The organism is Pseudoxanthomonas suwonensis 11-1, assembly GCF_000185965.1.
GTDB classification, from domain to species: Bacteria; Pseudomonadota; Gammaproteobacteria; order Xanthomonadales; family Xanthomonadaceae; genus Pseudoxanthomonas; species Pseudoxanthomonas suwonensis_A.
In genome coordinates this window covers 800,138-822,881 of the sequence record NC_014924.1, presented here as the reverse complement: position 1 = coordinate 822,881, position 22,744 = coordinate 800,138, and the positions used below count along the sequence as shown (strand labels likewise).

Annotated in this window: 24 protein-coding genes; 12 read left to right on the top strand and 12 right to left on the bottom strand. The window is 70.8% G+C overall.

Features of this window, described 5'->3' with window-relative positions:
* Positions 1-459, bottom strand: coding sequence for a GNAT family N-acetyltransferase (locus tag PSESU_RS03640; protein WP_013534417.1), 459 nt, complete (start codon positions 457-459; stop codon positions 1-3).
* Positions 459-866 carry a rhodanese-like domain-containing protein gene (locus PSESU_RS03635; protein ID WP_013534416.1) on the bottom strand — a complete coding sequence of 136 codons (408 nt, stop codon included), beginning with the start codon at positions 864-866 and terminating at the stop codon, positions 459-461. The genes PSESU_RS03640 and PSESU_RS03635 overlap by 1 nt, the downstream gene beginning before the upstream one ends.
* A gap of 89 nt (positions 867-955) precedes the next feature.
* Here PSESU_RS03635 and ftrA point away from each other — a divergent pair, with 89 nt between their 5' ends.
* Both ftrA and PSESU_RS03625 read left to right on the top strand, forming a co-directional pair.
* A complete protein-coding gene (gene ftrA, locus PSESU_RS03630) occupies positions 956-1,915 on the top strand; it encodes a transcriptional regulator FtrA (RefSeq protein WP_233275250.1) in 960 nt (319 codons plus the stop codon).
* Positions 1,916-1,977: 62 nt separating this feature from the next.
* The gene (locus PSESU_RS03625; RefSeq protein ID WP_013534414.1) at positions 1,978-2,352 is read left to right on the top strand and encodes a DMT family protein; all 375 of its coding nucleotides are present in this window, start codon (positions 1,978-1,980) and stop codon (positions 2,350-2,352) included.
* A 16-nt stretch (positions 2,353-2,368) separates the two neighbouring features.
* Here the strand turns inward: PSESU_RS03625 and PSESU_RS03620 are convergent, their stop codons facing one another.
* The 6 genes from PSESU_RS03620 to gap all read right to left on the bottom strand — a co-directional run bounded on the left by PSESU_RS03620 (position 2,369) and on the right by gap (position 10,761).
* A complete protein-coding gene (locus PSESU_RS03620) occupies positions 2,369-2,692 on the bottom strand; it encodes a YnfA family protein (RefSeq protein ID WP_013534413.1) in 324 nt (107 codons plus the stop codon).
* Positions 2,689-3,513 (bottom strand): nucleoside triphosphate pyrophosphohydrolase, encoded by an 825-nt coding sequence (gene mazG / locus PSESU_RS03615; protein ID WP_013534412.1) that lies wholly within the window; start codon positions 3,511-3,513, stop codon positions 2,689-2,691. The genes PSESU_RS03620 and mazG overlap by 4 nt, the downstream gene beginning before the upstream one ends.
* A gap of 611 nt (positions 3,514-4,124) precedes the next feature.
* On the bottom strand, positions 4,125-5,300 hold the full coding sequence (locus tag PSESU_RS03610; RefSeq protein ID WP_013534411.1) for a phosphoglycerate kinase: 1,176 nt from the start codon (positions 5,298-5,300) through the stop codon (positions 4,125-4,127).
* Positions 5,301-5,399: 99 nt separating this feature from the next.
* The gene (locus tag PSESU_RS03605; protein ID WP_013534410.1) at positions 5,400-6,779 is read right to left on the bottom strand and encodes a DUF3999 domain-containing protein; all 1,380 of its coding nucleotides are present in this window, start codon (positions 6,777-6,779) and stop codon (positions 5,400-5,402) included.
* On the bottom strand, positions 6,776-9,478 hold the full coding sequence (locus PSESU_RS03600; protein ID WP_041763820.1) for a DUF2339 domain-containing protein: 2,703 nt from the start codon (positions 9,476-9,478) through the stop codon (positions 6,776-6,778). The genes PSESU_RS03605 and PSESU_RS03600 overlap by 4 nt, the downstream gene beginning before the upstream one ends.
* 281 nt (positions 9,479-9,759) lie before the next feature.
* Positions 9,760-10,761, bottom strand: a complete 1,002-nt coding sequence (gene gap / locus PSESU_RS03595) for a type I glyceraldehyde-3-phosphate dehydrogenase (RefSeq protein WP_013534408.1) — start codon at positions 10,759-10,761, stop codon at positions 9,760-9,762.
* Between the two features lie 181 nt (positions 10,762-10,942).
* Between gap and PSESU_RS03590 the strand changes: the two genes are divergently transcribed.
* From PSESU_RS03590 to PSESU_RS03565, 6 genes are all read left to right on the top strand, one after another.
* Positions 10,943-11,566 carry an OmpW/AlkL family protein gene (locus PSESU_RS03590; protein WP_013534407.1) on the top strand — a complete coding sequence of 208 codons (624 nt, stop codon included), beginning with the start codon at positions 10,943-10,945 and terminating at the stop codon, positions 11,564-11,566.
* A gap of 63 nt (positions 11,567-11,629) precedes the next feature.
* The gene (locus tag PSESU_RS03585) at positions 11,630-12,484 is read left to right on the top strand and encodes a S1/P1 nuclease (protein ID WP_013534406.1); all 855 of its coding nucleotides are present in this window, start codon (positions 11,630-11,632) and stop codon (positions 12,482-12,484) included.
* A 102-nt stretch (positions 12,485-12,586) separates the two neighbouring features.
* Positions 12,587-13,366 (top strand): molybdate ABC transporter substrate-binding protein, encoded by a 780-nt coding sequence (gene modA, locus PSESU_RS03580; RefSeq protein WP_013534405.1) that lies wholly within the window; start codon positions 12,587-12,589, stop codon positions 13,364-13,366.
* A 6-nt stretch (positions 13,367-13,372) separates the two neighbouring features.
* Positions 13,373-14,071, top strand: coding sequence for a molybdate ABC transporter permease subunit (gene modB, locus PSESU_RS03575; RefSeq protein ID WP_013534404.1), 699 nt, complete (start codon positions 13,373-13,375; stop codon positions 14,069-14,071).
* 31 nt (positions 14,072-14,102) lie between these two features.
* The gene (locus PSESU_RS03570; RefSeq protein WP_013534403.1) at positions 14,103-14,717 is read left to right on the top strand and encodes a molybdenum ABC transporter ATP-binding protein; all 615 of its coding nucleotides are present in this window, start codon (positions 14,103-14,105) and stop codon (positions 14,715-14,717) included.
* Positions 14,718-14,775: 58 nt separating this feature from the next.
* Entirely contained in the window at positions 14,776-15,333 is a 558-nt protein-coding gene (locus PSESU_RS03565) for a flavin reductase family protein (RefSeq protein ID WP_013534402.1), read from the top strand.
* On the opposite strand, the gene PSESU_RS03560 is transcribed toward PSESU_RS03565, so the two are convergent.
* From PSESU_RS03560 to PSESU_RS03550, 3 genes are read right to left on the bottom strand one after another with little or no spacing between them, the layout of a single operon-like run.
* Complete coding sequence (locus tag PSESU_RS03560) at positions 15,334-15,930, bottom strand: energy transducer TonB (protein WP_155942708.1); 597 nt, start codon at positions 15,928-15,930, stop codon at positions 15,334-15,336.
* Positions 15,931-15,962: 32 nt separating this feature from the next.
* Complete coding sequence (locus PSESU_RS03555; RefSeq protein ID WP_013534400.1) at positions 15,963-17,213, bottom strand: TonB family protein; 1,251 nt, start codon at positions 17,211-17,213, stop codon at positions 15,963-15,965.
* Positions 17,203-17,598, bottom strand: coding sequence for a BlaI/MecI/CopY family transcriptional regulator (locus PSESU_RS03550; protein ID WP_013534399.1), 396 nt, complete (start codon positions 17,596-17,598; stop codon positions 17,203-17,205). Before PSESU_RS03550 ends, PSESU_RS03555 begins: the two co-directional genes overlap by 11 nt.
* A 115-nt stretch (positions 17,599-17,713) precedes the next feature.
* Here PSESU_RS03550 and PSESU_RS03545 point away from each other — a divergent pair, with 115 nt between their 5' ends.
* The 4 genes from PSESU_RS03545 (at position 17,714) to PSESU_RS03530 (ending at position 20,541) form a co-directional block, all read left to right on the top strand.
* The gene (locus PSESU_RS03545) at positions 17,714-18,868 is read left to right on the top strand and encodes a hypothetical protein (RefSeq protein WP_013534398.1); all 1,155 of its coding nucleotides are present in this window, start codon (positions 17,714-17,716) and stop codon (positions 18,866-18,868) included.
* A 127-nt stretch (positions 18,869-18,995) separates the two neighbouring features.
* On the top strand, positions 18,996-19,316 hold the full coding sequence (locus PSESU_RS03540) for a BolA family protein (protein ID WP_013534397.1): 321 nt from the start codon (positions 18,996-18,998) through the stop codon (positions 19,314-19,316).
* Positions 19,317-19,425: 109 nt separating this feature from the next.
* Positions 19,426-19,941, top strand: a complete 516-nt coding sequence (locus PSESU_RS16100; protein WP_155942707.1) for a hypothetical protein — start codon at positions 19,426-19,428, stop codon at positions 19,939-19,941.
* A gap of 99 nt (positions 19,942-20,040) precedes the next feature.
* Complete coding sequence (locus PSESU_RS03530; protein WP_013534395.1) at positions 20,041-20,541, top strand: NUDIX hydrolase; 501 nt, start codon at positions 20,041-20,043, stop codon at positions 20,539-20,541.
* Between the two features lie 66 nt (positions 20,542-20,607).
* Here the strand turns inward: PSESU_RS03530 and tkt are convergent, their stop codons facing one another.
* On the bottom strand, positions 20,608-22,608 hold the full coding sequence (gene tkt, locus PSESU_RS03525; protein ID WP_041763817.1) for a transketolase: 2,001 nt from the start codon (positions 22,606-22,608) through the stop codon (positions 20,608-20,610).
* Between the last annotated feature and the right edge of the window lie 136 nt (positions 22,609-22,744).

The window sequence follows — 22,744 nt, the reverse complement described above, 5'->3', positions numbered from 1 at the left end:
CTACCCTTCGCCCTCTTCCAGCTCGAGCACGAAGCGCCGCTTGCGTAGTTCCCGCGCGCCCTGCCTGCGATAGAAGCGCGCCGCGGCCTGGTTCCATTCCGGTGTCTGCCACTGCAGCCGGGTGATGTCGGCGAGACGTGCATGTTCGCGCAATGCATCCAGCAACCGCGCACCGAGGCCGTGGTTGCGTGCGGTGGCACGCAGGTACAGGCAATCCATGTACAGGAACGGACGCGCCTGCCAGGTCGAGAAATCGCAGGTCGCGGTCATGTATCCCGCCGGCGCATCCTGCCCTGCCGCGACCCAGCACAGCAGGCGTGGCCGCGCACCGAAGATGGCTTCCGACAAGGCCTGGGCATCCGGTCGTGCCGTAGCCTGTTCGAAAGCGGCGTGCTCGGCGACAAGTTCCAGCAGCGCCTGCATGTCGCCAGGTGCGGCCCGGCGGACAAGCGTCGGCATCAGCTGGCATCCATGCCCGTAGCCAGTCCGAAGCCCTCGTCCAGCCAGCCGGTGATGCCGCCCGCCATCAGTTTCACCGGGCGTCCAAGCGTGGCCAGCCGCACCGCGGCGCGCGCGGCGCCATTGCAGTGCGGCCCGGCGCAGTAGACGACGAACAGCGTGTCCTGCGGCCAGCGCGCGATCGTGGACGCGATGATCTTGCGGTGTGGCAGGTGCACCGCACCCGGCACATGGCCATGCGCATGGGCTTCGGGCCCACGCACGTCGAGCAGGACGAATCCGGGATCCGGGCGCGAAAGCGCCTCGTGCACGTCCCAGCAATCGGCCTCGAACGCGAACTGCGCGCCGAAGTGCTCCAGCGCCTGCGCGGGCGTTGCCGCGGCGGTTTCAGTGACGGGATTTCCCATGGTGTCCTCCGTGGTGGCAGGGCCATTGTGCGCGGCCACCCGCTCGTGCAGGATTGGCGGCAATGACGATCTCCGATCAAATTCCGCCAATGCGCAATCGCAAGGTCGCGGTGCTGCTCTACGACGGCCTGTGCATGTTCGAGTTCGCATGCGCGGCGGAAGTCTTTGGCCTGGAGCGTCCCGAGGCGGGACCCGGCTGGTACAGCTTCCACACCGCGTCGGTCGACGGCCGTCCAGTGCGCACCCAGTACGGCGGACGCATGCAGCCGGATGGCGACCTGAAGCTGCTGCAGGCCGCGGGCACGATCATCGTCCCTGGCTGGCGCGGCGCGGAGGCTTCCGTCCCCGATGCGCTGGTGGCCGCGCTGCGCGACTCGTATCGGCGTGGCAGCCGGCTGCTGTCGATCTGCTCCGGGGTGTTCGTCCTCGCTGCCGCCGGCCTGCTCGACGGCCGCCGCGCGACCACCCACTGGCGGCACGCCGCAGCACTGCGCGAGCGCCATCCGCTGGTCGAGGTCGACCCCGACGTGCTCTACGTGGACAACGGCCAGGTGCTCACCTCGGCCGGGAGTGCGGCCGGGCTGGACCTGTGTCTGCACCTGGTGCGGCGCGACTTCGGCAGCGCCAAGGCCAACCTGGTGGCGCGGCGGCTGGTCATCCCGCCGCACCGCGACGGGGGCCAGGCCCAGTACGTGGAGCGTCCGGTGGCGCCGCAACGGCGCGACGCGTTGTCGCCGCTGCTGGACCACCTGCGCCGCCGCCTGGACCAGCCGCACACGATCGCCGCGCTGGCGGCGCGGGTGAACATGAGCGAGCGCACCTTCCTGCGGAAATTCCAGGCCGCCACCGGCACCACCCCCGGGCAATGGCTGGCCCAGGCCCGGATCGAACACGCCTGCCAGCTGCTGGAGCAGACCTGCCTGGGCGTGGACGAGGTCGCGAGCCGCAGCGGCTTCGGCACGGCCATGACCCTGCGACACCACTTCCGCCAGCGGCTCGGCACCAGCCCGGTGGCTTACCGCCGCCGCTTCGCCGCGCCCGTGCCCTGAGGCCGCGCGGTTCGCCCGGGGTGGCTTATCCTGCGCGCCTCATCCCCACCTGCGGCCCGACGATGCCCGCCCTGTCCCTGTCGAACTACCTCGTTCCGGTGCTGTTGCTGCTGGCCAGCAACGTGTTCATGACCTTCGCCTGGTACGGCCACCTCAAGTACAAGAGCGCGCCGCTGTTCATGGCGATCGTGGTCAGCTGGGGCATCGCCTTCTTCGAGTACAGCCTGATGGTGCCGGCAAACCGCATGGGCAGCGGGGTGTACTCGGTGGTCCAGCTCAAGACCATCCAGGAGGTCATCACCCTGGTGGTGTTCGCGGGCTTCTCGGCCTGGTACCTGGGCCAGCCGCTGAAGTGGAACCACTACGCGGCCTTCGCCCTGATCGTGGGCGCGGCCTTCCTGATGTTCTACGACGGACCGGGCGCGGCGGCGCACTGAGCCGCGCGCGAAGCGCTCAGGCCTGCCTGGGCGCGAACATGATCACCGCCATCCCGGCCAGGCACAGGCCCACGCCGAGCAGGTCCCAGCGGGTGGGACGCACGCCGTCCACGGCCCACAGCCAGGCCAGCGCGGTGGCGATGTAGACGCCGCCGTAGGCCGCGTACACCCGCCCCGTCGCGGTCGGGTGCAGGGTCAGCAGCCAGGCGAACACCGCCAGGCACAAGGCCGCCGGCAGGAGCAGCCAGGCGCTGCCGTTGTCGCGCAGCCATGACCACACCAGCCAGCAGCCGAGGATCTCGGCGATGGCGGTGGCCACGAACAGCAGGAAGGTGGTCACGCCGCCCCCGCGGCCTCGCGCTCCGACTGCTTCACCTGCGACCACAGCGCTTCCTGCTGCTCCAGGGTCAGCGCGGACAGCGTCGTTCCCCGTGCGTCGGCGAGTGCTTCCATGGCCCGGAAGCGGCGCTCGAACTTGTGGTTGGCACGGCGCAGCGCGGCGCCCGGATCGACCTTGGCGTGGCGCGCGACGTTGGCGGCCACGAACAGCAGGTCGCCGATCTCGTCTTCCAGGCGCTCGCGGTTTCCAGCCACGTCGCCGCGGGCGAACTCGGCACGCACCTCGGCGATCTCCTCGTGCAGCTTTTCCAGTACCGGTTCCGGACCCGGCCAGTCGAAGCCGGTGCGCGCCGCGCGCGACTGCAGCTTCACCGCCCGCTGCCACTCCGGCAGGCCGCGGGAAATGCCGGCCAGGGCGGAGGTGTCCTGCTCGCCGGCGGCGGCGCGTTCGGCGCGCTTGATCGCTTCCCAGTTGAGGGTCTGTTCCTCGGCATCGGCGAAGCTGGCCTCGCCGAATACGTGCGGGTGCCGCCGCACCATCTTGTCGCTGATCGCGTTGGCGACGTCGTCGAACCCGAACGCGCCCTGCTCGGCCGCCATCTGCGCATGGAAGACCACCTGCAGCAGCAGGTCGCCCAGCTCGTCCTTCAGCGCGGCGAGGTCCTTGCGGTCGATCGCGTCTGCGACTTCATACGCTTCCTCGATGGTGTAAGGGGCGATGCTGGAGAAGTCCTGTTCCAGGTCCCAGGGACAGCCGCCCTGCGGGTCGCGCAGGCGGGCCATGATCGCCAGCAGGCGCTCGATCGGTCGTTCGGTAGGCATGGCGAAACTCTAGCAGGGAACCGCGGGATCTCATTGCCTGCTCGCCTTTGCCACGCCTGTCAGCCACGTAGCAAAAGCCGGGGCAAACGCAAAGCAAAGGCGCTGGCTCCGGACGGGGCCGCCGCACCCGCCCAGTCCGGGTCACCGCTCGGGCGAACGTCCCTGCCCTTACTCGCGGCCGTGGCACATCCATGTGCCACTTGCCCTGGACTGGGCGGGTGCGACGTCCTCTGCAGGCGTTGCGGCCACTGGCCTCGCTGAAGGCCGACCGACATGCACGAGCCGCGACCTGCGCCCGGCAAAAAGCGCCACGGCACTTATGAGCACTATCGCTGCCAGCCCCGGAGCCGACCACCCCAATGCCGAAGCGGACGTGACGGGCCGGGTATGCCGTGGCAGTGGTCATGGATGGCCGCGGTAGCGAGTACGCACATGGATGTGCGTCCGAGCGGCCACGGCATACCCGGCCTGGCGCGGCCCCATCCGAAGCCGGCCATCCCGATCGCTTTTCGCGGGATATCTCTACCCGCACCACGGAAGCAAGCGAAAGAAAAACGCCGGCACCTCAGAGGGCACCGGCGTCTTCGCCAAGCAAGCTCGTACGGCTGGCCTCAGCCGCCGCGCGCCTCCAGCGCGGCGACCGCCGGCAGGGTCTTGCCTTCCAGGAACTCGAGGAAGGCACCGCCACCGGTGGAGATGTAGCTGACCTGCTCCTCGATGCCGTACTTGTCGACAGCGGCCAGGGTGTCGCCGCCACCGGCGATGGAGAACGCCTTGGACTCGGCGATCGCACGGGCCAGGGTCTCGGTGCCCTTGCCGAAGGCGTCGAACTCGAACACGCCCACCGGGCCGTTCCAGACCACCGTGCCGGCGGCCTTGATCAGCGCGGCGTACTGCGCGGCGGTCTGCGGGCCGATGTCCAGGATCATGTCCTCCGGACCGACCTGGTCGACCGGCTTGACCGTAGCCGGCGCGTCGGCGGCGAACGCCGGGGCCACCACCACGTCCACCGGCAGCGGGATCTGCGCGCCGCGCGACTTCGCATCGGCGTCGATCTTGCGCGCGGTATCCAGCAGGTCGTTCTCCACCAGCGACTTGCCCACGCCATGGCCACCCGCGGCGATGAAGGTGTTGGCGATGCCGCCACCGACGATCAGCTGGTCGACCTTGCCGACCAGGCTGGTCAGCAGTTCCAGCTTGGTCGAGACCTTGCTGCCGGCGACGATCGCCAGCAGGGGGCGCGCCGGATTGGCCAGCGCCTTGTCCAGCGCGTCCAGCTCGGCCATCAGCAGCGGGCCGCCGGCGGCGACCGGGGCGAAACGGATCACGCCGTGGGTCGAGGCCTGGGCGCGGTGCGCGGTGCCGAAGGCGTCCATCACGAACACATCGCACAGCGCGGCGTACTTCCTGGCCAGCGCCTCGTCGTCCTTGCCCTCGCCCACGTTCATGCGGCAGTTCTCGAGCAGCACGACCTGGCCGGGCCTGACATCGACGCCGTCGACCCAGTCCTTGACCAGCGGCACCTCGACGCCCAGCAGCTCGGACAGGCGCGCGGCGACCGGGGCCAGCGAATCCGCCTCGCTCCACTGGCCTTCCTTCGGCCGGCCCAGGTGCGAGGTGACCATCACCGCGGCCCCCTTCTCCAGCGCCAGCTTGAGCGTCGGCACCGAGGCGGTGATGCGCTGCTCGGAGGTGATGCGACCGTTGTCGATCGGCACGTTGAGGTCCTGGCGGACCAGCACGCGCTTGCCGGTCAGGTCGAGGTCGGTCATCCGGAGGATCGTCATGCTCACGTCTCTAGGCTGGGGGAATGGAAGGGCGGCGCCTGGTGCGCACGCGGGGACAGGCATTTTCGGTGCAGGGCGCAGCGGCGGCAAACCGGGGGCTCAGCCTTCCGGACGCGGCTGCCGCAGCAGGCTGATGCCCAGCAGGGCGACCAGGGCTGCGCCACCGACCAGCAGCGCCCACAGCAGCCAGCTTTTCCAGTCGCGCTCGACCACCGGCTCGAGGGCGCGATCGCCGGCCAGCTCGCGGGCTTCGCCGGCCAGGGTTGCCGCGGCCGGTTCCCAGCCGGAGCCGCGCTGGGCACGCAGCGCGTCCAGCAGTGGCCGGATCGGCGCCTCGCCGCGCTGCCGGCGCGCACTGCCGGCGGCCAGCGAGAACGGCGGTTGGCCCTGGGCGAGGAACACTGCCACCTCGGGACGATAGCCCACGCGCAGCACGGGGGTTTGATCGCCGACCGGGGTATTGGGAACCAGCCGCCAGTGGCGGTCACGGACCGCGCCGGCCAGCGCGCGCGGCTCCGAGCGGGTACCGCTGCCGTCGGCGCCAAGCTGGTACGAGACCCAAGGCCCGGCCCGCCAGGTCCACGAGCCCTCGTCGTCCGCCTCGCGGCTGTGCAGGGTCCACTCCACCGCGCTGTTGCCCGGCAGGCGCACGTCGGCGCGCTCGACCGGGAAGCGTCCGGGCAGGAGGAACTCGAAGCCCTCGCGCCCGCCGCTGTTGCGGCGCTTGCCCTGCAGTTCCAGCCACTCCCACTGCGCCCGTGCCACTGCCGGCGCCAGTTCGGCGGAGACGCCGGTCAGCACCGGGCCGGGGCCTGCACGCAGCGGCAGCAGGCGAAGGTAGCGGGCCTGGCCATCCAGGACGATACGGCCCTGGCGCAGGCGCTCGCCGCCGCGCTCCAGGTCCAGCAGGGTGGTGCTGCCATTGAGCGTGCGCCAGCTGCGCAGGTCGTCGCTGCCCTCGACGCGGTAGCCAGCCTGCAGTGGTTGCGCCGGATCCTCCCACTCCAGCAGCAGGGCCCGCACCGGCTCGCGCACGCCGCTGGCGTCGACCAGCCAGCGGCCCGGGCCGCCCACGCTCGCACGCGCGCCGATCCCGGCCTCGACCCGGCGGATGCTGCCGTCGGCATCGCGCTCGGCGATCAGGTGGATGTCGCCACCGCCACCGCCTTCCTGCGCGGGAAGCGGGAACCACGGCAGCGCCCGCGTGCGCGACGCCTGCGCCAGCGGCTGGGCCGGCGACAGCACCGCGGTGGCCACCGGCTGGCCCTGGGCGTTGAACACTTCGACGTCGCGCAGGGCGCGGTCGTGGGCGCCGAGGTACACGGCCTGGTCCAGCACCACCCGGTAGGCGCCGGCGTCTTCCCGGGCCAGCTCCAGCGGCCATTCGCGGGCATAGTCCTGTGCCGGCGCGGCAGCGTGGGCGGCGACGGGGACAAGCGCGGCCGCCATGGCCAGTACGTACAGCGAAGCCTTGCTCATGCGTTCTCCACGTTGGCGGCCGTGCGCGGCGGCGCCGGGGCGAGGTAGCCCACGATCATGCACAGCACGCCATAGGCGATGAAAGACACGATGCCGGTCAGGTTGCCCAGGTGGCTGCGGTCCACCAGCACCAGCTTGGCCAGGACCACGCCCATCAGCACCGCGCCGGCCATCCACAGGCCGCGCTGGCCGCGGCGCGAGCCGAGCACCCAGCCCAGCACGCCCAGCACGCTCCAGACCACGGTCAGGCTGGTCTGGGCCAGGCCGGTGCCAAGCAGGCCGCCATCCCAGCCGATGCCGCCCCAGTAATGCACGCTGCGCAGGGTCGAGGCGCTCAGCAGCAGGAAGCCGCCGCCGGCCAGCACGATCGGGCGCAGGCGCTCCAGCCCGCGTGCGTAGGGCGGGCGCAGCCACGCGGCCGCCAGCGCCAGGGTGGCCAGCTGCACCAGTTCGGCCGGGTTGAGCAGGGGCAGCCACGGCAGCGGTGCCGGCGACAGCGGCCGGTTGAGCACCACCAGCCAGATCGCGGCGGCGACCGCGAACCCGAGCCACAGCACCGGCGTGCGCATCGGCGTTGCCACCGTGGCATCGCGCGGCAGCGCCAGCCAGCCGAAGCGCCACAGCGAGAGCGCGATGAGGACAAGCCATGGCAGCGCCACCAGCGCAACCTCCCAGCCCTGGCCGAAACGTGCCTCGAGCGCGACCCAGTACCCCTCCACCGAGAGCAGCAGTGTCCACAGCAGCCACCAGGCCAGCTGCGCTGCACCCGCACTGCTGCCATCATCCGTGCGCAGGCAGGCCAGGCCACGCACGCCCAGCAGGCCGAAGACCAGCCACGCCAGCGCGCCAAAGCCGCCACCCAGCGGGTGCTGGTGCAGCTCTCCCTGCCAGAACAGGAAGGGCGCGGCCAGCGCGACCGCCGCCAGCAGGGTCTGGGCTAGCAGCGCGGCCGGACGGCGGCGGTGCACTTCCGCCGCCAGCCAGCCGGTCGCGCCCGCCAGCACCAGGGCCAGGTCGGCACGGAGCGCGGGATCGGCGAAACGCGATATCTCGTGTGCGCAGTTGCCGGCCCACCACGCCATGCCCCACAGGTAGAAGACCGCCGCCGGCACGGTCCGGCCGTGCGCGCGTGCCGCCCAGGCGCTGGCCCAGCCAGCGACCGCCAGCAGCAGCATGCCCATGGCCGTTGGGTTGAGCACCGCGCGCACGTCCTCGTGGGCGTGGTCATAGCCGAACAGCATGGCCACCGCGGCGGCCAGCTGCAGGGTCACGCCGGCACCCTGCGGCAGCAGCCGCCCGCGGCGCAGGCCCAGCCAGACCAGGCCGGCGCCTTCCAGCGCGAATACGCTGGCGGTGGCACGCGCGCTCAGGCCCAGCGGAACGGCCAGGGTGGCGAAGCCGACCGCCAGCACCGCATGCGACTGGCCCAGCAGCTCGTAGCCGCGCCGGCGCAGGAGCATCCACGCCAGCGCCGCATACAGCGCTGCCAGTCCCAGCGCGCAGAACGCAAGCTGCATCCGCTCGCCCTCCAGCAGCGCCGCCTGCAGCGAGAACGCGACCAGCGGCGTACCGAATACCAGGCAGCCATCGACCAGGTCGCGCCGGCCTTCCGGCCTGCGCCGCGCGAACAGCAGCGGCACCAGCAGGTAGAACACGAAGAACAACGCCAGGAACGGCTGGGTGCTGGCGTACTTCTCCGGCACGTAGGCACTGGCGCCCCATACGGTGCCGATGCCGAAGGTGAACACGAAGCCGAGCAGGTTGAGCAGCCGCCACGCCTTGAACCAGGCGATTGCCACCACCGCCGCGTTGACCAGCGCGTAGTAGGAGAACAGCGCGACGTGGTTGCCGCTGCCGGTGGAAAGCCAGATCGGCGCGAGGTAGCCGGCCAGCAGCGCGAACGCCGCCAGGTTCTGCGAGTTCTGCAGCACCGCCAGCAGCGCTGCGCCAGCCACCAGCACCACGCTGAGGGCGAAGGCCGGACCCGCATCGATCATGCCGTAGAGCTTGAAGGCGGCGAATACCACCAGCAGCAGGGTGCCGATCGCACCGCCCTGCAGGCTGAGGGCGAACACCCGGTTGTGCTCGCGCCGGCGCCAGGCGAAGACCAGCGCGCCCACCGCGGCGGCGGCGATGCCGGCAAGGCGCAGCTCCAGCGGAACCTGGAACAGGCCCTGGTCGCTGGCGTACTTGAGCAGCGCGGCGACACCGGCCAGGGCCACCAACACGCCGATCTTGACCGGCACGTTGCCGACGGTGAACCAGCGCTTCACCACCCGCAGCACCGGGTTCTCCGCGGCCGGACGGCGCGGGACTGCAGCAATGCGCGGTTGCGGCGATGCCGTGGCACGCGTGGCAGCCGCGGCGGGTTCGCGCGCAGGCGGCAGCGGGGGCGGCAGCGGGCTGCCCGCAGGCGCCTGCGCGGGTGCGGGTGCGGGCGTCGCCTCGTCCGCCTGGCGGCGCACCAGCTCGGCCAGGGTGGGCTCGCTCGCGGCCGGAGCCGTACCAGGCTGCGCCAAGGCTGCGGGCGCAGGAGCCGGGGCCTCGCGCCGGGCCGGGGCCGCGTGCTGCAGCACGCCGACGGCACGTTCCAGGTCGGCAACCCGCCGCTTCAGGCCGAGCACGCTCGTCAACAGCAGGACGAATGCCACCGGCACCGCCAGTACGGCCAGTACCAGCAGCATGATGATCGCTTCCAAGCGTCGTTCCCCCGCTTCGTGGATCCGCCAGCCAACTCCCCGGCCGCCCGCATGCTACCGGAGCGCGAGCCCGGGCCGGCGCCGGACCCCATGCCCGTCATTCAGCTGCCGATCCGGATCGGCCGCCCTGCAGCGTGCCGGCAGCTGGCTTCCGCTGCCACGCCCGAGCCGACCGGCCATGGCAGCCGGCGCCTGCAGGAGGCGGCAGGCCCTCGCTCCGGCTTCCGCGCAAAGAAAAGCCCCGGCATTGCCGGGGCTTCCTGTTCCACCGTTGGCGCCTCTTACCGGGCGACGACGCGGACCATCTCCAGGCACTTGTTGGAGTAGCCCCACTCGTTGTCGTACCAGGCCACCAGCTTGACGAAGGTCGGGTCGAGCTGGATACCGGCGTCGGCGTCGAAGATCGAGGTGCGGGTATCGCCGCGGAAATCGGTGGCGACGACCTTGTCCTCGGTGTAGCCGAGGATGCCCTTCAGCGCGCCTTCGCTCTGCGCCTTGATCTCGGCCTTGATCTCCTCGTAGCTGGCCGGGTTCTCCAGCTCGGCGGTCAGGTCGACCACCGACACGTCCGAGGTCGGCACGCGGAACGACATGCCGGTCAGCTTCTTGTTCAGCGAGGGGATCACCACGCCCACGGCCTTCGCGGCGCCGGTGGAGGACGGGATGATGTTCTCGAGGATGCCGCGGCCGCCGCGCCAGTCCTTGTTGGACGGGCCGTCGACGGTCTTCTGGGTCGCGGTGGCGGCGTGCACGGTGGTCATCAGGCCACGCTTGATGCCCCACTTGTCGTGGATGACCTTGGCCAGCGGGGCCAGGCAGTTGGTGGTGCACGAGGCGTTGGAGATGATCGCCTGGCCGGCGTAGGTGTCGTGGTTGACGCCGAACACGAACATCGGGGTGTCGTCCTTCGACGGGGCCGACAGGATCACCTTCTTCGCGCCGGCATCCAGGTGCTTCTGCGCGCTGGCCTTGTCCAGGAACAGGCCAGTGGACTCGATCACCACCTCGGCGCCGACCTCGTCCCACTTCAGGTTGGCCGGGTCGCGCTCCTGGGTCAGGCGGATCTTCCTGCCGTTGACCACCAGGGTGTTGCCCTCGACCTTGACGTCGCCCTTGAAGCGGCCGTGCACGGAGTCGTACTGCAGCATGTAGGCCAGGTAGTCGGGCTCGAGCAGGTCGTTGATCGCAACGATCTCGATATCGTCGCCGAAGTTCTGCACGGCAGAACGCAGCACGTTGCGGCCGATGCGGCCGAAGCCATTGATGCCTACCTTGATCGCCATTCTGTTGACTCCTGGAGCCACGCTTCACGGGGCCCGTAGTGGATGAAGGGGATGGATACAGCGGGCGGCCATTCTAGCACCGGGCCCCGCCCGCCCCGTGGTCCCGGCTTGACTGGAATCAAGGCGCGCCCCGCGGCACGGGCGGAGACTTGCGCCACACCCAACACGCAGAGTGTTACCGATGAAACACAAGCTTCTCCCCCTGGTTGCCGCCTCCCTCGCCGCCGTTGCCGCCGCACCTGCCTTCGCGCAGTCCGCCGGCGACTGGACCCTGGGCGTGGGCCTGCACCAGGTCGACCCGAAGTCCGACAACGGCAAGCTGGCCGGCGGCACCCTGCCCCTGGCCATCGACAGCGATGCCAAGCCGAGCGTGACCTTCGAATACTTCGTCAAGGACAACCTGGGCGTCGAGGTGCTGGGCGCGCTGCCGTTCAAGCACGACATCGCGGTCAAGGGCGTGGGCAAGGTGGGCGAGACCAAGCACCTGCCGCCGACCATCACCCTGCAGTACCACTTCAACAGCGCCGGCAAGGTTTCGCCGCTGCTGGGCGTGGGCATCAACTACACCACCTTCTTCAGCGAGGACACCACCGGCGTCCTGGCCGGCAGCAAGCTGAAGCTGGACGATTCCTTCGGCCTGGCCGCGCACGCCGGCCTGGACTTCAAGGTCAGCGAGAAGGCCTCGGTGCGCGTGGACGTGCGCTGGGCCGACATCGACACCGACGTCAAGGTCGACGGTGCCAAGCTCGGCACCGCCAACATCGACCCGCTGGTGTACGGCGCCTCGTACGTCATGAAGTTCTGAGGAAAGGCGTTTCCCTTGGCGGGGAAAAGGCGGCGGTGCGGGACAGTCGGTTAAAGTTGTCGCATGAAGTCCCGCACCGCCCCCGCACCTTCCAACCGCACCCGGCGCCGCCTCGCGTGGCTGCCGGGTGTTTTCGTATTGCTTTCCGTCGCCCTGCCGGCCCAGGCCTGGGGCCCGCTCGGCCACCGCCTGGTCGCGCGCATGGCCGAGGAGGACCTCAGCCCCGCTGCGCGCGCCGAAGCCGCGCGCCTGTTGCAGGGCGAGGCCGAACCCTCGCTCGCCGGGATCGCCACCTGGGCCGACAACCTGCGCGGTTCCGATCCAGGCCTGGGCAAGCGCAGCGCGCCTTGGCACTACGTCAATATCGGCGAGGCTGGCTGCCGCTACGAGCGCCAGGCCCACTGCCCCGACGGCGGCTGCGTCAACGAGGCGCTTGAAGTGCAGACACGCATCCTCGCCGACCGCGGCCGCAGCGATGCCGAGCGCCTGCAGGCGCTGAAGTTCGTGGTCCACCTCGTCGGCGACGCGCACCAGCCTCTACACGCCGGCCACCGCCACGACCGCGGCGGCAACGACTACCAGATCAATTACCGCGGCAAGGGCACCAACCTGCATTCGCTGTGGGACAGCGGCATGCTGCGCACCCGCAAGCTCGACGAGGATGCATGGATCGAGCGCCTGCGTGCCCTGCCGGCGCCGGATGTCGAGTCGATCGGCCGGCCGCCACGCGAAGGCTTCCCGGTGGCGTGGGTCGAGCAGTCCTGCCGCGCCAGCCTCGCCCCCGGCGTATACCCGAAGGGCCACGTGATCGACGACAGCTACGTCGAGGCACACCTGCCGGTACAGGAAGCGCAGCTGCGCCTCGGCGCCGCGCGCCTTGCCGAAGTACTGGACGCGGCACTGGGTGGTCCCCGATAACAGCATTACCGGCCACGCCTCGACGCCGTGCCAAGGCCACGGCGGGCAGGATGGCCATCCTGTACCGACATGCACCGCCGTAACCCCCGACGGAGGAACGCCATGCCCAATCTGACCGCCCTGCTGCGCGTGGCCGCGATCGTACTGCTGGCCTTCGCCGCCCAGGGCTGCACCGGAGGCAAGGGCGAGCCACTGACCGTGTTCGCCGCCGCCAGCCTGCAGGAGTCGATGGACGAGGCGGCCGCGGCCTACCGCCAGGCCACCGGCACCGAAGTGCGGATGTCCTATGCCGCCAGTTCCACCCTGGCGCGCCAGATCGAACAGGGCGCACCAGCCCAGGTGTTCCTGTCGGCGGACGACGCCTGGATGGACTACCTGCAGGAACGCGACCGGATCGATCCCGGAACCCGCGTGGAGCTGCTGGGCAATTCCCTGGTGCTGGTGGCACCGCACGGCGGCCAGGCCGCATCGGTGGACCTGGCCCGGGCCGGATCGGTGGCCGAAGCGCTGGGCGGAGGCCGCCTGGCCATCGCCCACACCAGCACCGTGCCGGCCGGCAAGTATGGGCGCCAGGCGCTGGAATCGCTGGGCCACTGGCCGGCGGTGCAGGAACACCTGGCCGAATCGGACAGCGTGCGCGCCGCGCTGATGCTGGTGGCCCGTGGCGAGGCCCCGCTGGGCGTGGTCTACGCCTCCGACGCCCTGGTCGAGCCACGGGTGCAGGTGGTGGCCAGCTTCCCCGACGGCAGCCATCCGCCGATCATGTATCCGATCGCCGCGGTCGCCGGCGCCGGCACCCCGGCGCGCGACTTCGTGCGCTGGCTCGACGGGCCGCAGGCGCGCGCGATCTTCGCCCGCCACGGCTTCAGGCCGAGGGACTGAGCGCGCATGGGTTTGCCCGGCTTCACCCCGGACGAGATCACGGCCATCGTACTGAGCCTGAAGGTGGCGGCGGTGGCCGCCATCGCCAGCCTGCCATTCGGCGTGCTGGTGGCCTGGCTGCTGGCGCGTGGCCGCTTCCCGGGCAAGTCGCTGCTCGATGCGCTGGTGCACCTGCCGCTGGTGCTGCCGCCGGTGGTGATGGGTTATGCCCTGCTGGTGCTGTTCGGCCAGCAGGGGCCGGCCGGGCGCTGGCTGGAGCACACCTTCGGCATCAGCCTCGCCTTCCGCTGGACCGGTGCCGCACTGGCATGCGCGGTGATGGGCTTCCCGCTGATGGTGCGTGCGATCCGGCTGTCGATCGAGAACGTGGACCGGCGCCTGGAGCAGGCCGCCGCCACCCTGGGCGCGGCGCCGTGGCGGGTGTTCCTGACCGTGACCCTGCCGCTGGCCTGGCCGGGCCTGGTCGCCGGCGCGGCCCTGGGATTCGCCAAGGCACTGGGCGAGTTCGGCGCCACCATCACCTTCGTCTCCGCGGTCCCCGGCGAGACCCGCACCCTGTCCTCGGCGATCTACGGGCTGATGCAGGTGCCCGGTGGCGAATCCGGGATCTGGCGCCTGGCCGCGGTGGCGCTGGTGATCTCGCTGGGCGCGCTGCTGTTCTCCGAATGGCTGGTGCGGCGCCAGCGCGGAGGCGACGAGGAATGAGCGCGCACGACGCCATCGACGGAGGCCGGCCATGCTGAAGGTCGACATCCAGCTGCGCCGCGGCGGGTTCCGTCGCCAGGTGCGGATCGACGAACAGGCGCGGGTGCTCGCGCTGACCGGGCCTTCGGGTGCGGGCAAGACCAGCGTGCTCAACGCCATCGCCGGACTGGTGCGGCCGGAATCCGGGCGCATCGAGATCGACGGCCGGGTGCTGTACGACAGCGAGCGGCGCATCGACGTGCCGACCCACCGCCGCCAGGTCGGCTACGTGTTCCAGGACGCGCGCCTGTTCCCGCACCTGGACGTGCGCCGCAACCTGCTCTACGGCCGCCACCGCGGCGGCCAGGCGGGATTCGGGTTCGACGCGGTGGTCGAGCTGCTGGGCATCGGCCACCTGCTGGAGCGCCGCACCCGCCACCTCTCGGGTGGCGAGTCGCAGCGGGTGGCGATCGGCCGCGCCCTGCTCTCGCAGCCGGCGGTACTGCTGTTCGACGAGCCGCTGTCGGCGCTGGACCCGGCGCGCCGCGAGGAGCTGATCCCGTGGCTGCAGAAGGTCCGCGACGAGGTGCGCCTGCCGATGCTCTACGTCAGCCACCATCCCGACGAGGTGCGGCGCCTGGCCGACGCCATCCACGTCCTGGATTGACGCGTCGTTACCGGCGCGGCGGGCAGTCTTTGCCGCGTGTCCCGCACGGGAGCCACCCATGGCCCTGCCCCGCAAGACCGCGTTCCCGGTGGAGAAGACCCGGCGCTTCCTCGAGCCTGGCCCGCTGGTCCTCATCACCACCGCGTGGAAAGGCCGGCGCGCGATCATGACCTGCGGCTGGCACATGATGCTCGGCTACGACCTGGTCGGCACCTACATCTGGGAAGAGAACACCAGCCACGCGCTGGCACGGCGCAGCCGGCAGTGCGTGATCAACCTGCCGACGGCTTCGCTGCTGGATACGGTCGTCGGCGTCGGCAACTGCAGCAGTGCCGAGGTCGACAAGTTCGAGCGCTTCGGCCTGACCGCGCAGCAGGCCGACGAAGTGGAGGCACCGCTGCTCGGCGAGTGCCACGCCAGCTTCGAATGCCGGCTGCGGCGCGCGCACACCAACGACGACTACCCGCTGTTCGTGTGGCAGGTGGTGCGTGCGCACGTGGCAGCGCGGCCGAAGTGGCCGCGCACCGTGCACTACCGCGGCGAGGGACGGCTGATGCTGTCAGGCGACGAGACCAGCCGGCGGCGGCTGTTCCGTCCGGAGATGCTGGAATGCTGATCAGTTCGCCGCGGCCGGATTGCGGGTCACCCGCGCCTGGCCATCGCGCAGCTCGAAGGTGAATGCCCAGGACAGGGTCACCGGCACCGGCCGGGCCGCCAGCACCGGACCGGAACAACCGTCGCCGGTCCAGGAGCGGTTGCGGGTGGCGGCATCCGCGTATTCGCACATCATTGCCGGCCGGAACTGCCAGCTCGCCATCGCACTGCGCACGGCCTCGGCCAGCGGCTCCGGCGCCTCGCTGGCGGCCACGCACCCGGGCGCGTCGACCAGGCGCACGTCGCGCACCGCGCCATCCTCCGACACCACCAGCGATGCGCAGATGCTGATGCCGAATGGACTGGCCGGGCGGTAATGCGCCGGGAACCCCGGCGCATCGGTGGCCAGGAACTGCGGCAGCGAGAAGCCCTGGTTCGGGGCCAGTTCGTAGCGCGTCGCACCGGCCGGCATGATCATCCGCTGGCCCACGCCGGTGCTGATGTCATCGCCGTCACCTGGAGCGCCGCCGGTGTCCACGGTGCTGGCGCAGCCCGCGAGGAGCAGCGCCAGCAGGCATCCCTGCCATCCACGGACGCCTGCATGGGCTTTCCGGGCCATGCCCCGCGCGGCTTGCGGGTCGTGCAACCGGATCACGCCTGGCCGCCCTCTTCGGCCGCCGGCTGGTCCAGCTCGAAGCTGATCGGCACCCGCACGCGGCTGGGCAGGGCAATGCCGTCCTTTGCCTGGGGATTGAAGCGCCACTGCAGCGCCGCCTCCATCGCCGCGGCCTCGAACACCCCGGCGGGCCTGGCATTCTCCACTTCCACGCCGGTCACGCGGCCCTCGGCGTCCACGTCGAGCAGCAGCACCACCAGGCCGGCGACGCGGGCATCCGCGGCGTCCTTGGGATAGCGCGGGGCTGGCATGTGCGCAGCCAGCAGCGGCGACGGGTCATGGGGCACTTGCGCCTGCTGCTGCGCCGCGTTGCCGGCGGGAACGGAGGCTCGTGCGGGCTGCGCCGCCCAGGCCATGCAGGCGGTACCGAGGGCCAGCAGGGACACGGACAGCACGGCGGCGATGCGCTGCCGCGACGATTGGACCGGATGCTTCAGCATTTCGATGCGCTCCTTCAGTGGATGCCGGAACGGCCAGTGGCAGCCCAGCGGGACGGTGGACGACTGCAGCAACTGCGCCTTGAGCATGGCCTCGCCATAGACACGCCTCTGGCCCGGATGGCGCGCGACCACGCCGGCATCGCAGGCCAGCTCCTGGTCGTGGCGGAACCGCCGCAGCGCCATCGGCAGCAGCGGGTGGAACCAGAACAGGCAGCGCAGCAGTGCGGCGAGCGCATTGGCCAGCAGGTCGCCCCGGCGCACGTGCAGGCGTTCGTGCTGCAGGATCAGCGCGCGCTCCGGCCCGCTGTAGCGCTGCTCGAAGTCGGCCGGCAGCAGGATCCGCGGCCGCAGCACGCCGACCACCGCCGGCAATGCGGCGCTTTGGACGCTGGCCTGGAACACACCGCGCTGGCGTTCCTTCAGGCGGCCCAGCGCGCGCCGGAAGCGCCACTGCTGCCATCCCAGCAGCAGCGCGGTCGCGACCGCACCGGCAAGCCAGGCCGGCAGCAGCCAGCCCTGCCACGCGGACGCACCCACCCCGGCGACGGCGACCACGCCGGCCTGCAACGGCGCCAGCCAGGCCTCGGCCACCGGCACCTGCATCGCCACGCCGGCCTGCTTCGGCAGCAGCGAGGCGACGACCGCGAGCGGGACGCAGGCCCATAGCAGATAGGCGCCCTGCGCCCCCCACAGGCTGCGGGCGGGCCGGCGCAGGCACAGCACCAGCACGCAGGCCACGGTCAGGACCAGGGTCGCGCGCAGCAGCATCGTCAGCTCAGCGTCCATCTGCCTCTCCCTCCTCCAGTTCGGAAACCAGGCGCTTGAGCTCGGCGATGTCCGCCGCCGAGAGCCGCCCGCGCTCGCTGAAGTGCGCCACCAGCGGCGCCACCCGCCCGCCGAACAGGCGCGCCAGCAGGCCTTCGCTCTGCTGCTCCACCCAGGCCTCGCGCGCCAGCACCGGTGAGTACAGGTAGCGCCGGCCCTCGCGCTCGGCACTGATCGCGCCCTTGTTGAGCAGGCGGTTGAGCAGGGTCTTGATCGTGGGCTCGGCCCAGCCGGTGGCAGGCGCGACCGCAGCCACCACCTCCTCCGAACTGCGGGGGCTGGATTGCCAGAGCACTTCCATGACCGCCGCTTCGGCTTCGGTCACCGGGATGGGTTCGCTGGACATCGACGCGCTCCGTTTACAACCGTAATCGAAATTGGATTACAGACGTAAACATAAGCCCGCGTCAAGCCCCCTTCCGCGGCTGGCATGATCGGCCTTCCCGGAATGGAGACGCGCGATGCCCTGGAACCGGTGCCGGACCCTGCTGCCCAGCCTGTTGCTGCTCGCATGGCCGACCCTGGCAAGCGCCGGCAACCTGGTCGCCGCCAGCGAAAACGAAGGCCGCGACTGCGCGGTCGTTGCTCCGGCAGAAGGCATGCGGGCCGGCCTGCCGGATCCGCTGGCCCTGCCGGATGGCGACCGCATCAGCGATCCCGCGCAGTGGCGCTGCCTGCGCCAGCAGACCCTGCATACGCTGGAAACCCAGGTCTATGGCGCGAAGGGCAAGGTGCCGGACTCGGTCACCGGCACGGTAACGGCGGAGCGCATCGAAGTGGAGCTGCGCCACGGCGGCCGCAGCGAACGTTTCAGCGCGCGCGTGCGGCTGCCTCCGGGCGAGGGCCCCTTCCCGGCGGTGGTGGTGATGGCCGGCGTCGCCGGTATCGACCCGCAACTGCTGGCCAGCGAGGGCGTGGCCCGGATCGAATTCCCCAGCACCGCGATTGGCGCCGAGACCGGCGAGGGCCGGCGCAAGGAAGGCGCGTACTACCGCCTGCTTGGCGAAGAGGCCGACAGCACCGGCACGCTGATGGCGTGGGCCTGGGGCGTTAGCCGGCTGATCGACGTGATCGCCGCCTCCGACGGGCAGCTGCTGCGTGCGGATGCGATCGGCGTCACCGGCTGCTCGCGCCATGGCAAGGGTGCGCTGGCCGCAGGCGCGTTCGACCAGCGGGTGGCGCTGACGGTGCCGGTCGAATCCGGCGCCGGCGGCGTGCCGACCTGGCGCAATGCGCCCGAGGGCGCGCAGCCGGCCGCCAGTGCCTACGGCGAGCAGCCATGGCTGGGCGATGCCTTCGGCCGGTTCACCGCCGATCCGCGCCAGCTGGCGGTGGACCAGCACCAGGTGCTGGCCCTGGTCGCGCCGCGCGGCCTGCTGGTGCTCGACAACCCGCACGTGGCCTGGCTGGGCGCACCGGCCGGCCATGCCAGCGTGCTCGCGGCGCGCGAGGTCTACGACCTGCTGGGTGCTGCGGGCAACCTCGGCTACCAGGGCACGGTGGAGGATCCCGCGCACTGCGCCTGGCGGCCGGAATGGGACGGGCCGGCACGCGCCGCGATCCGTCGCCACCTGCTGCGGCAGCCGGCCCCCGACCTGTCCGTGCCAGGGGCCTGAGCGCACCGGGATGCAGTGTTGCCGCGCTACCGGGGCCACACCGGCGCCGGCCCGGTAAGCTTTGCCCCAGGCTTGGGCGTGGATTCATCCGTCCCCATCCTGTTCCCATTCCCCCAGCCGTACCGACATGAGCACCCGCGCCGACCAGATCCGCCAGGCCCTCGCCTCCCTGCAACCCCGGCACCTCGAGGTGCTGGACGAGAGCCATATGCACAGCCGCGGCCTGGAGACCCACTACAAGGCCGTGGTGGTCAGCGATGCCTTCGACGGCAAGCGCCTGATCCAGCGCCACCAGGCGGTCTACGCGGCGATGGGTGGGCTGATGCAGCAGATCCACGCCCTGGCCCTGCACACCTACACCCCGGCCGAATGGGAAGCCGACGCCAGCGTGCCGGATTCACCACGCTGCCGCGGCGGCAGCAAGCACGACAAGCCCGCCGCCCATTGAGCTGCACTGCGGCGCCCACGACGCGGCGCCGGCAGGTACGGTTCGATCCCAGAGGACGCCTGCGCGCGGCCGCTGGACAACATCGGCAGTCCACTCATGGATGCCGTGCATGTTCCATCACCTTGCCGCACGCCTGTTGCTGGCCGCCCCTGCCCTGCTGCTTCACGCAGGCTGCGACGCCGATGCCCCGGCACGGCACCGCCCCACCGCTCGTCGGCGCGCAGGCCTGGCTGGTGGGCTCCTCCAGCTTCCTGATCCTGCGCTACCGGATCGGTGCCCCTGTGCACTGGCCGGCACGCTGCAGGTCGAAGCTGGCGACGGTAGCCACGGCGCCTGCGCCTTCGATGACGGCCGGACCATGCTGCAAGCCGGGGTCGAACCCCTGGCCAACCAGCCGCTGAATGTGACCGGTGTGGTCGCCATGCTCGCCCTGCATGCGCGCGCCGGACTGCTCCGGCCGGAGATGCGTTATACCGGCCGCGGCCACTTCACGCGGATCGGAACCATGGGCATCGATCTGCACGGCGATCCCCCAGCGGGGCTGCCGGCAGGCGTGCAGCCACATTGGGCATTGGTCTCGGACGACCAGGCCATCGCATACCCAATCGCGATGGCGGTCGGATAGCGATCACCTATAGGGCAAGTGCATGCAGCAGGCGCCGGTTCGGACACAATCCGCGGCCCGGGCAGGCATCCACCGCCCGTCCCCCATGTCCCCAGACGCGTGGTCCCGACCTCCCCGCTACTGCTTCCCGATCCGCCGCCCGCTAACGAGCGTGGCGAGGTGGTGCGTGCCGCCGGCCACGGCCGTGCCCCCGGCGTCGCAGCCGACTTCGTCCTGGTCCTGGCCATCGACCTGGGCAGGATCCTGCTGGTGCGCAATGCGCGGCGCCAGGTGCTGGAGCTGCCCGGCGGCTGGGTCGATCCCGGTGAGACGCCGCGCCAGGCGGCAGCGCGCGAGCTGCTTGAGGAAACCGGACATGTCGCCGGTTCGATGGAGATCCTGGGCTGGCTGCAGCTGGGCTCGCCCGGGACCGTCGACCCGTTGACCGGCCTGGTCTTCGGCGCGCAGCGCCTGCGCCGCCGCCGCCCGCATGCGCAGGACGAGGAAATCGAAAGCCTGCACTGGGCCCGCCTGGCGGCATTGCCGCCTGCGCTGTCGGGAATCGACGCCTGGCTGGTCGTGCAGTTCGCCGGTGGCTGGAAAGGAAAAGGGACGCCATAGCGTCCCCTTCCATGCATCGCTATGCCTGCAGCCGGGCGCTTGGCCCGGCTGCGGGACGACCCGGGCTCAGAGCGCCTTGGCCGCGGCCACCACCGCGTCGGTGGTGATATTGAAGTACTTGTACAGCTCGCCCGCCGGGGCCGAGGCACCGAAGCGGTCCAGGCCGATGACCGCGCCGTCCAGGCCCACGTACTTGCGCCAGAAGTCGGTGATGCCGGCTTCCACCGCCACGCGCTTGCGCACGGACTTCGGCAGCACCGACTCGCGGTAGGCCTCGTCCTGGCGGTCGAACACGGTGCTGGCGGGCATCGACACCACGCGGGTCTTGATTCCCGCGGCATCCAGCTGCGCCTTGGCTTCCACCGCCAGCGACACTTCCGAACCGGTGCCGATCAGGATCACGTCGGGGTTGCCGCCCTCGGCGTCGGCCAGGATGTAGCCACCGCGCTCGATCAGCTTGACCTGCTCCTCGCTGCGCGGCTGGTGCGGCAGGTTCTGGCGACTGAACACCAGCACGCTCGGGCCTTCCTTGCGCACGATCGCCGACTTCCACGCCACCGCCGACTCGACCGCGTCGCACGGACGCCACACGTCGTTGTTGGGGATGTAGCGCAGCGAGGCCAGGTGCTCGACCGGCTGGTGGGTCGGACCGTCCTCGCCCAGGCCGATGGAGTCGTGGGTGAACACGTGGATCACGTGCGCCGGGATCAGCGCGCTCATGCGCAGCGCGTTGCGGGCGTAATCGCTGAACACCAGGAAGGTGGCGTCGAACGGCAGGAAACCGCCGTGCAGGGCGATGCCGTTGGCGATCGCGCTCATGCCGAACTCGCGCACGCCGTAGTGCACGTAGTTGGCGTTCGGGTCGACCTCGGTGACCGACTTGCTGGCCTTCCACTGGGTCAGGTTGGACGGGGCCAGGTCGGCCGAACCACCAATCAGTTCCGGCAGCAACGGCGCGAACGCGGAGATCGCGTTCTGCGAGGCCTTGCGCGAGGCGATGGTCGCGCCCTCGGCCTGGACCTTGGCGACGAAGGCGTCGGCCTGGGCGACGAAATCCTCCGGCAGCTCGCCGCGCGAACGGCGGACCAGCTCGGCGGCCTCGGCCGGGTACTGCCTGGCGTACTTGTCGAACAGCTGCTCCCACTCGGCCTGGCGCAGGGTGCCTGCACCGTTGGCGCGCCAGCCGTCGTAGATCTCCTGCGGGATTTCGAACGGCGCGTGCGGCCAATCCAGCGCCTTGCGGGTGCCTTCGATCTCGTCCTTGCCCAGCGGGGCGCCGTGCGACTCTTCCTTGCCGGCCTTGTGCGGGGCACCGAAACCGATGGTGGTCTTGCAGCACACCAGGGTCGGCTTGTCGTCGACCGCGATGGCCTGCTCGATCGCGGCCTTGATCGATTCCGGATCATGCCCGTCGACGCCGCGCACCACGTGCCAGCCGTACGCCTCGAAGCGCGCCGGGGTGTCGTCGGTGAACCAGTCGTGGACCTCGCCGTCGATCGAGATGCCGTTGTCGTCCCAGAACGCGGTCAGCTTGCCCAGGCCCCAGGTGCCGGCGAGCGAGGCGGCCTCGTGGGACACGCCCTCCATCATGCAGCCGTCGCCCATGAACACCCAGGTGCGGTGGTCGACGACTTCGTACTCGGGACGGTTGAAGCGCGCAGCCAGCACCTTCTCGGCCAGCGCGAAGCCGACGGCGTTGGCGAAGCCCTGGCCCAGCGGACCGGTGGTGGTCTCGATGCCCGGGGTCTCGTAGCGCTCCGGGTGGCCGGCGGTCTTGCTGTGCAGCTGGCGGAAGCGCTTGAGCTCCTCGATCGGCAGGTCGTAGCCGCTCAGGTGCAGCAGCGCGTAGTGCAGCATCGAACCGTGGCCGTTGGACAGGACGAAGCGGTCGCGGTTGAACCAGTCCGGGTTGGACGGGTTGTGGCGCAGATAGTCGTTCCACAGCACTTCGGCGATATCGGCCATGCCCATCGGCATGCCGGGGTGGCCCGACTTGGCGGCCTCGACCGCATCGGCGGCGAGGAAACGGATGGCGTTGGCGAGCTGGCGGCGTGTCGGCTTCGTCATGTGGGGTTTCGGCTTGGTCGATGGCAACCGCGGGATGCGGGCCGGACATTGTCCCATCCCGCGGCGGTCCTGTCCTGCCGCAACCCATTGATTTGCCGCCCCGAACGCTGCGTTTCCGGGTTTTTCCGGCGAGGGA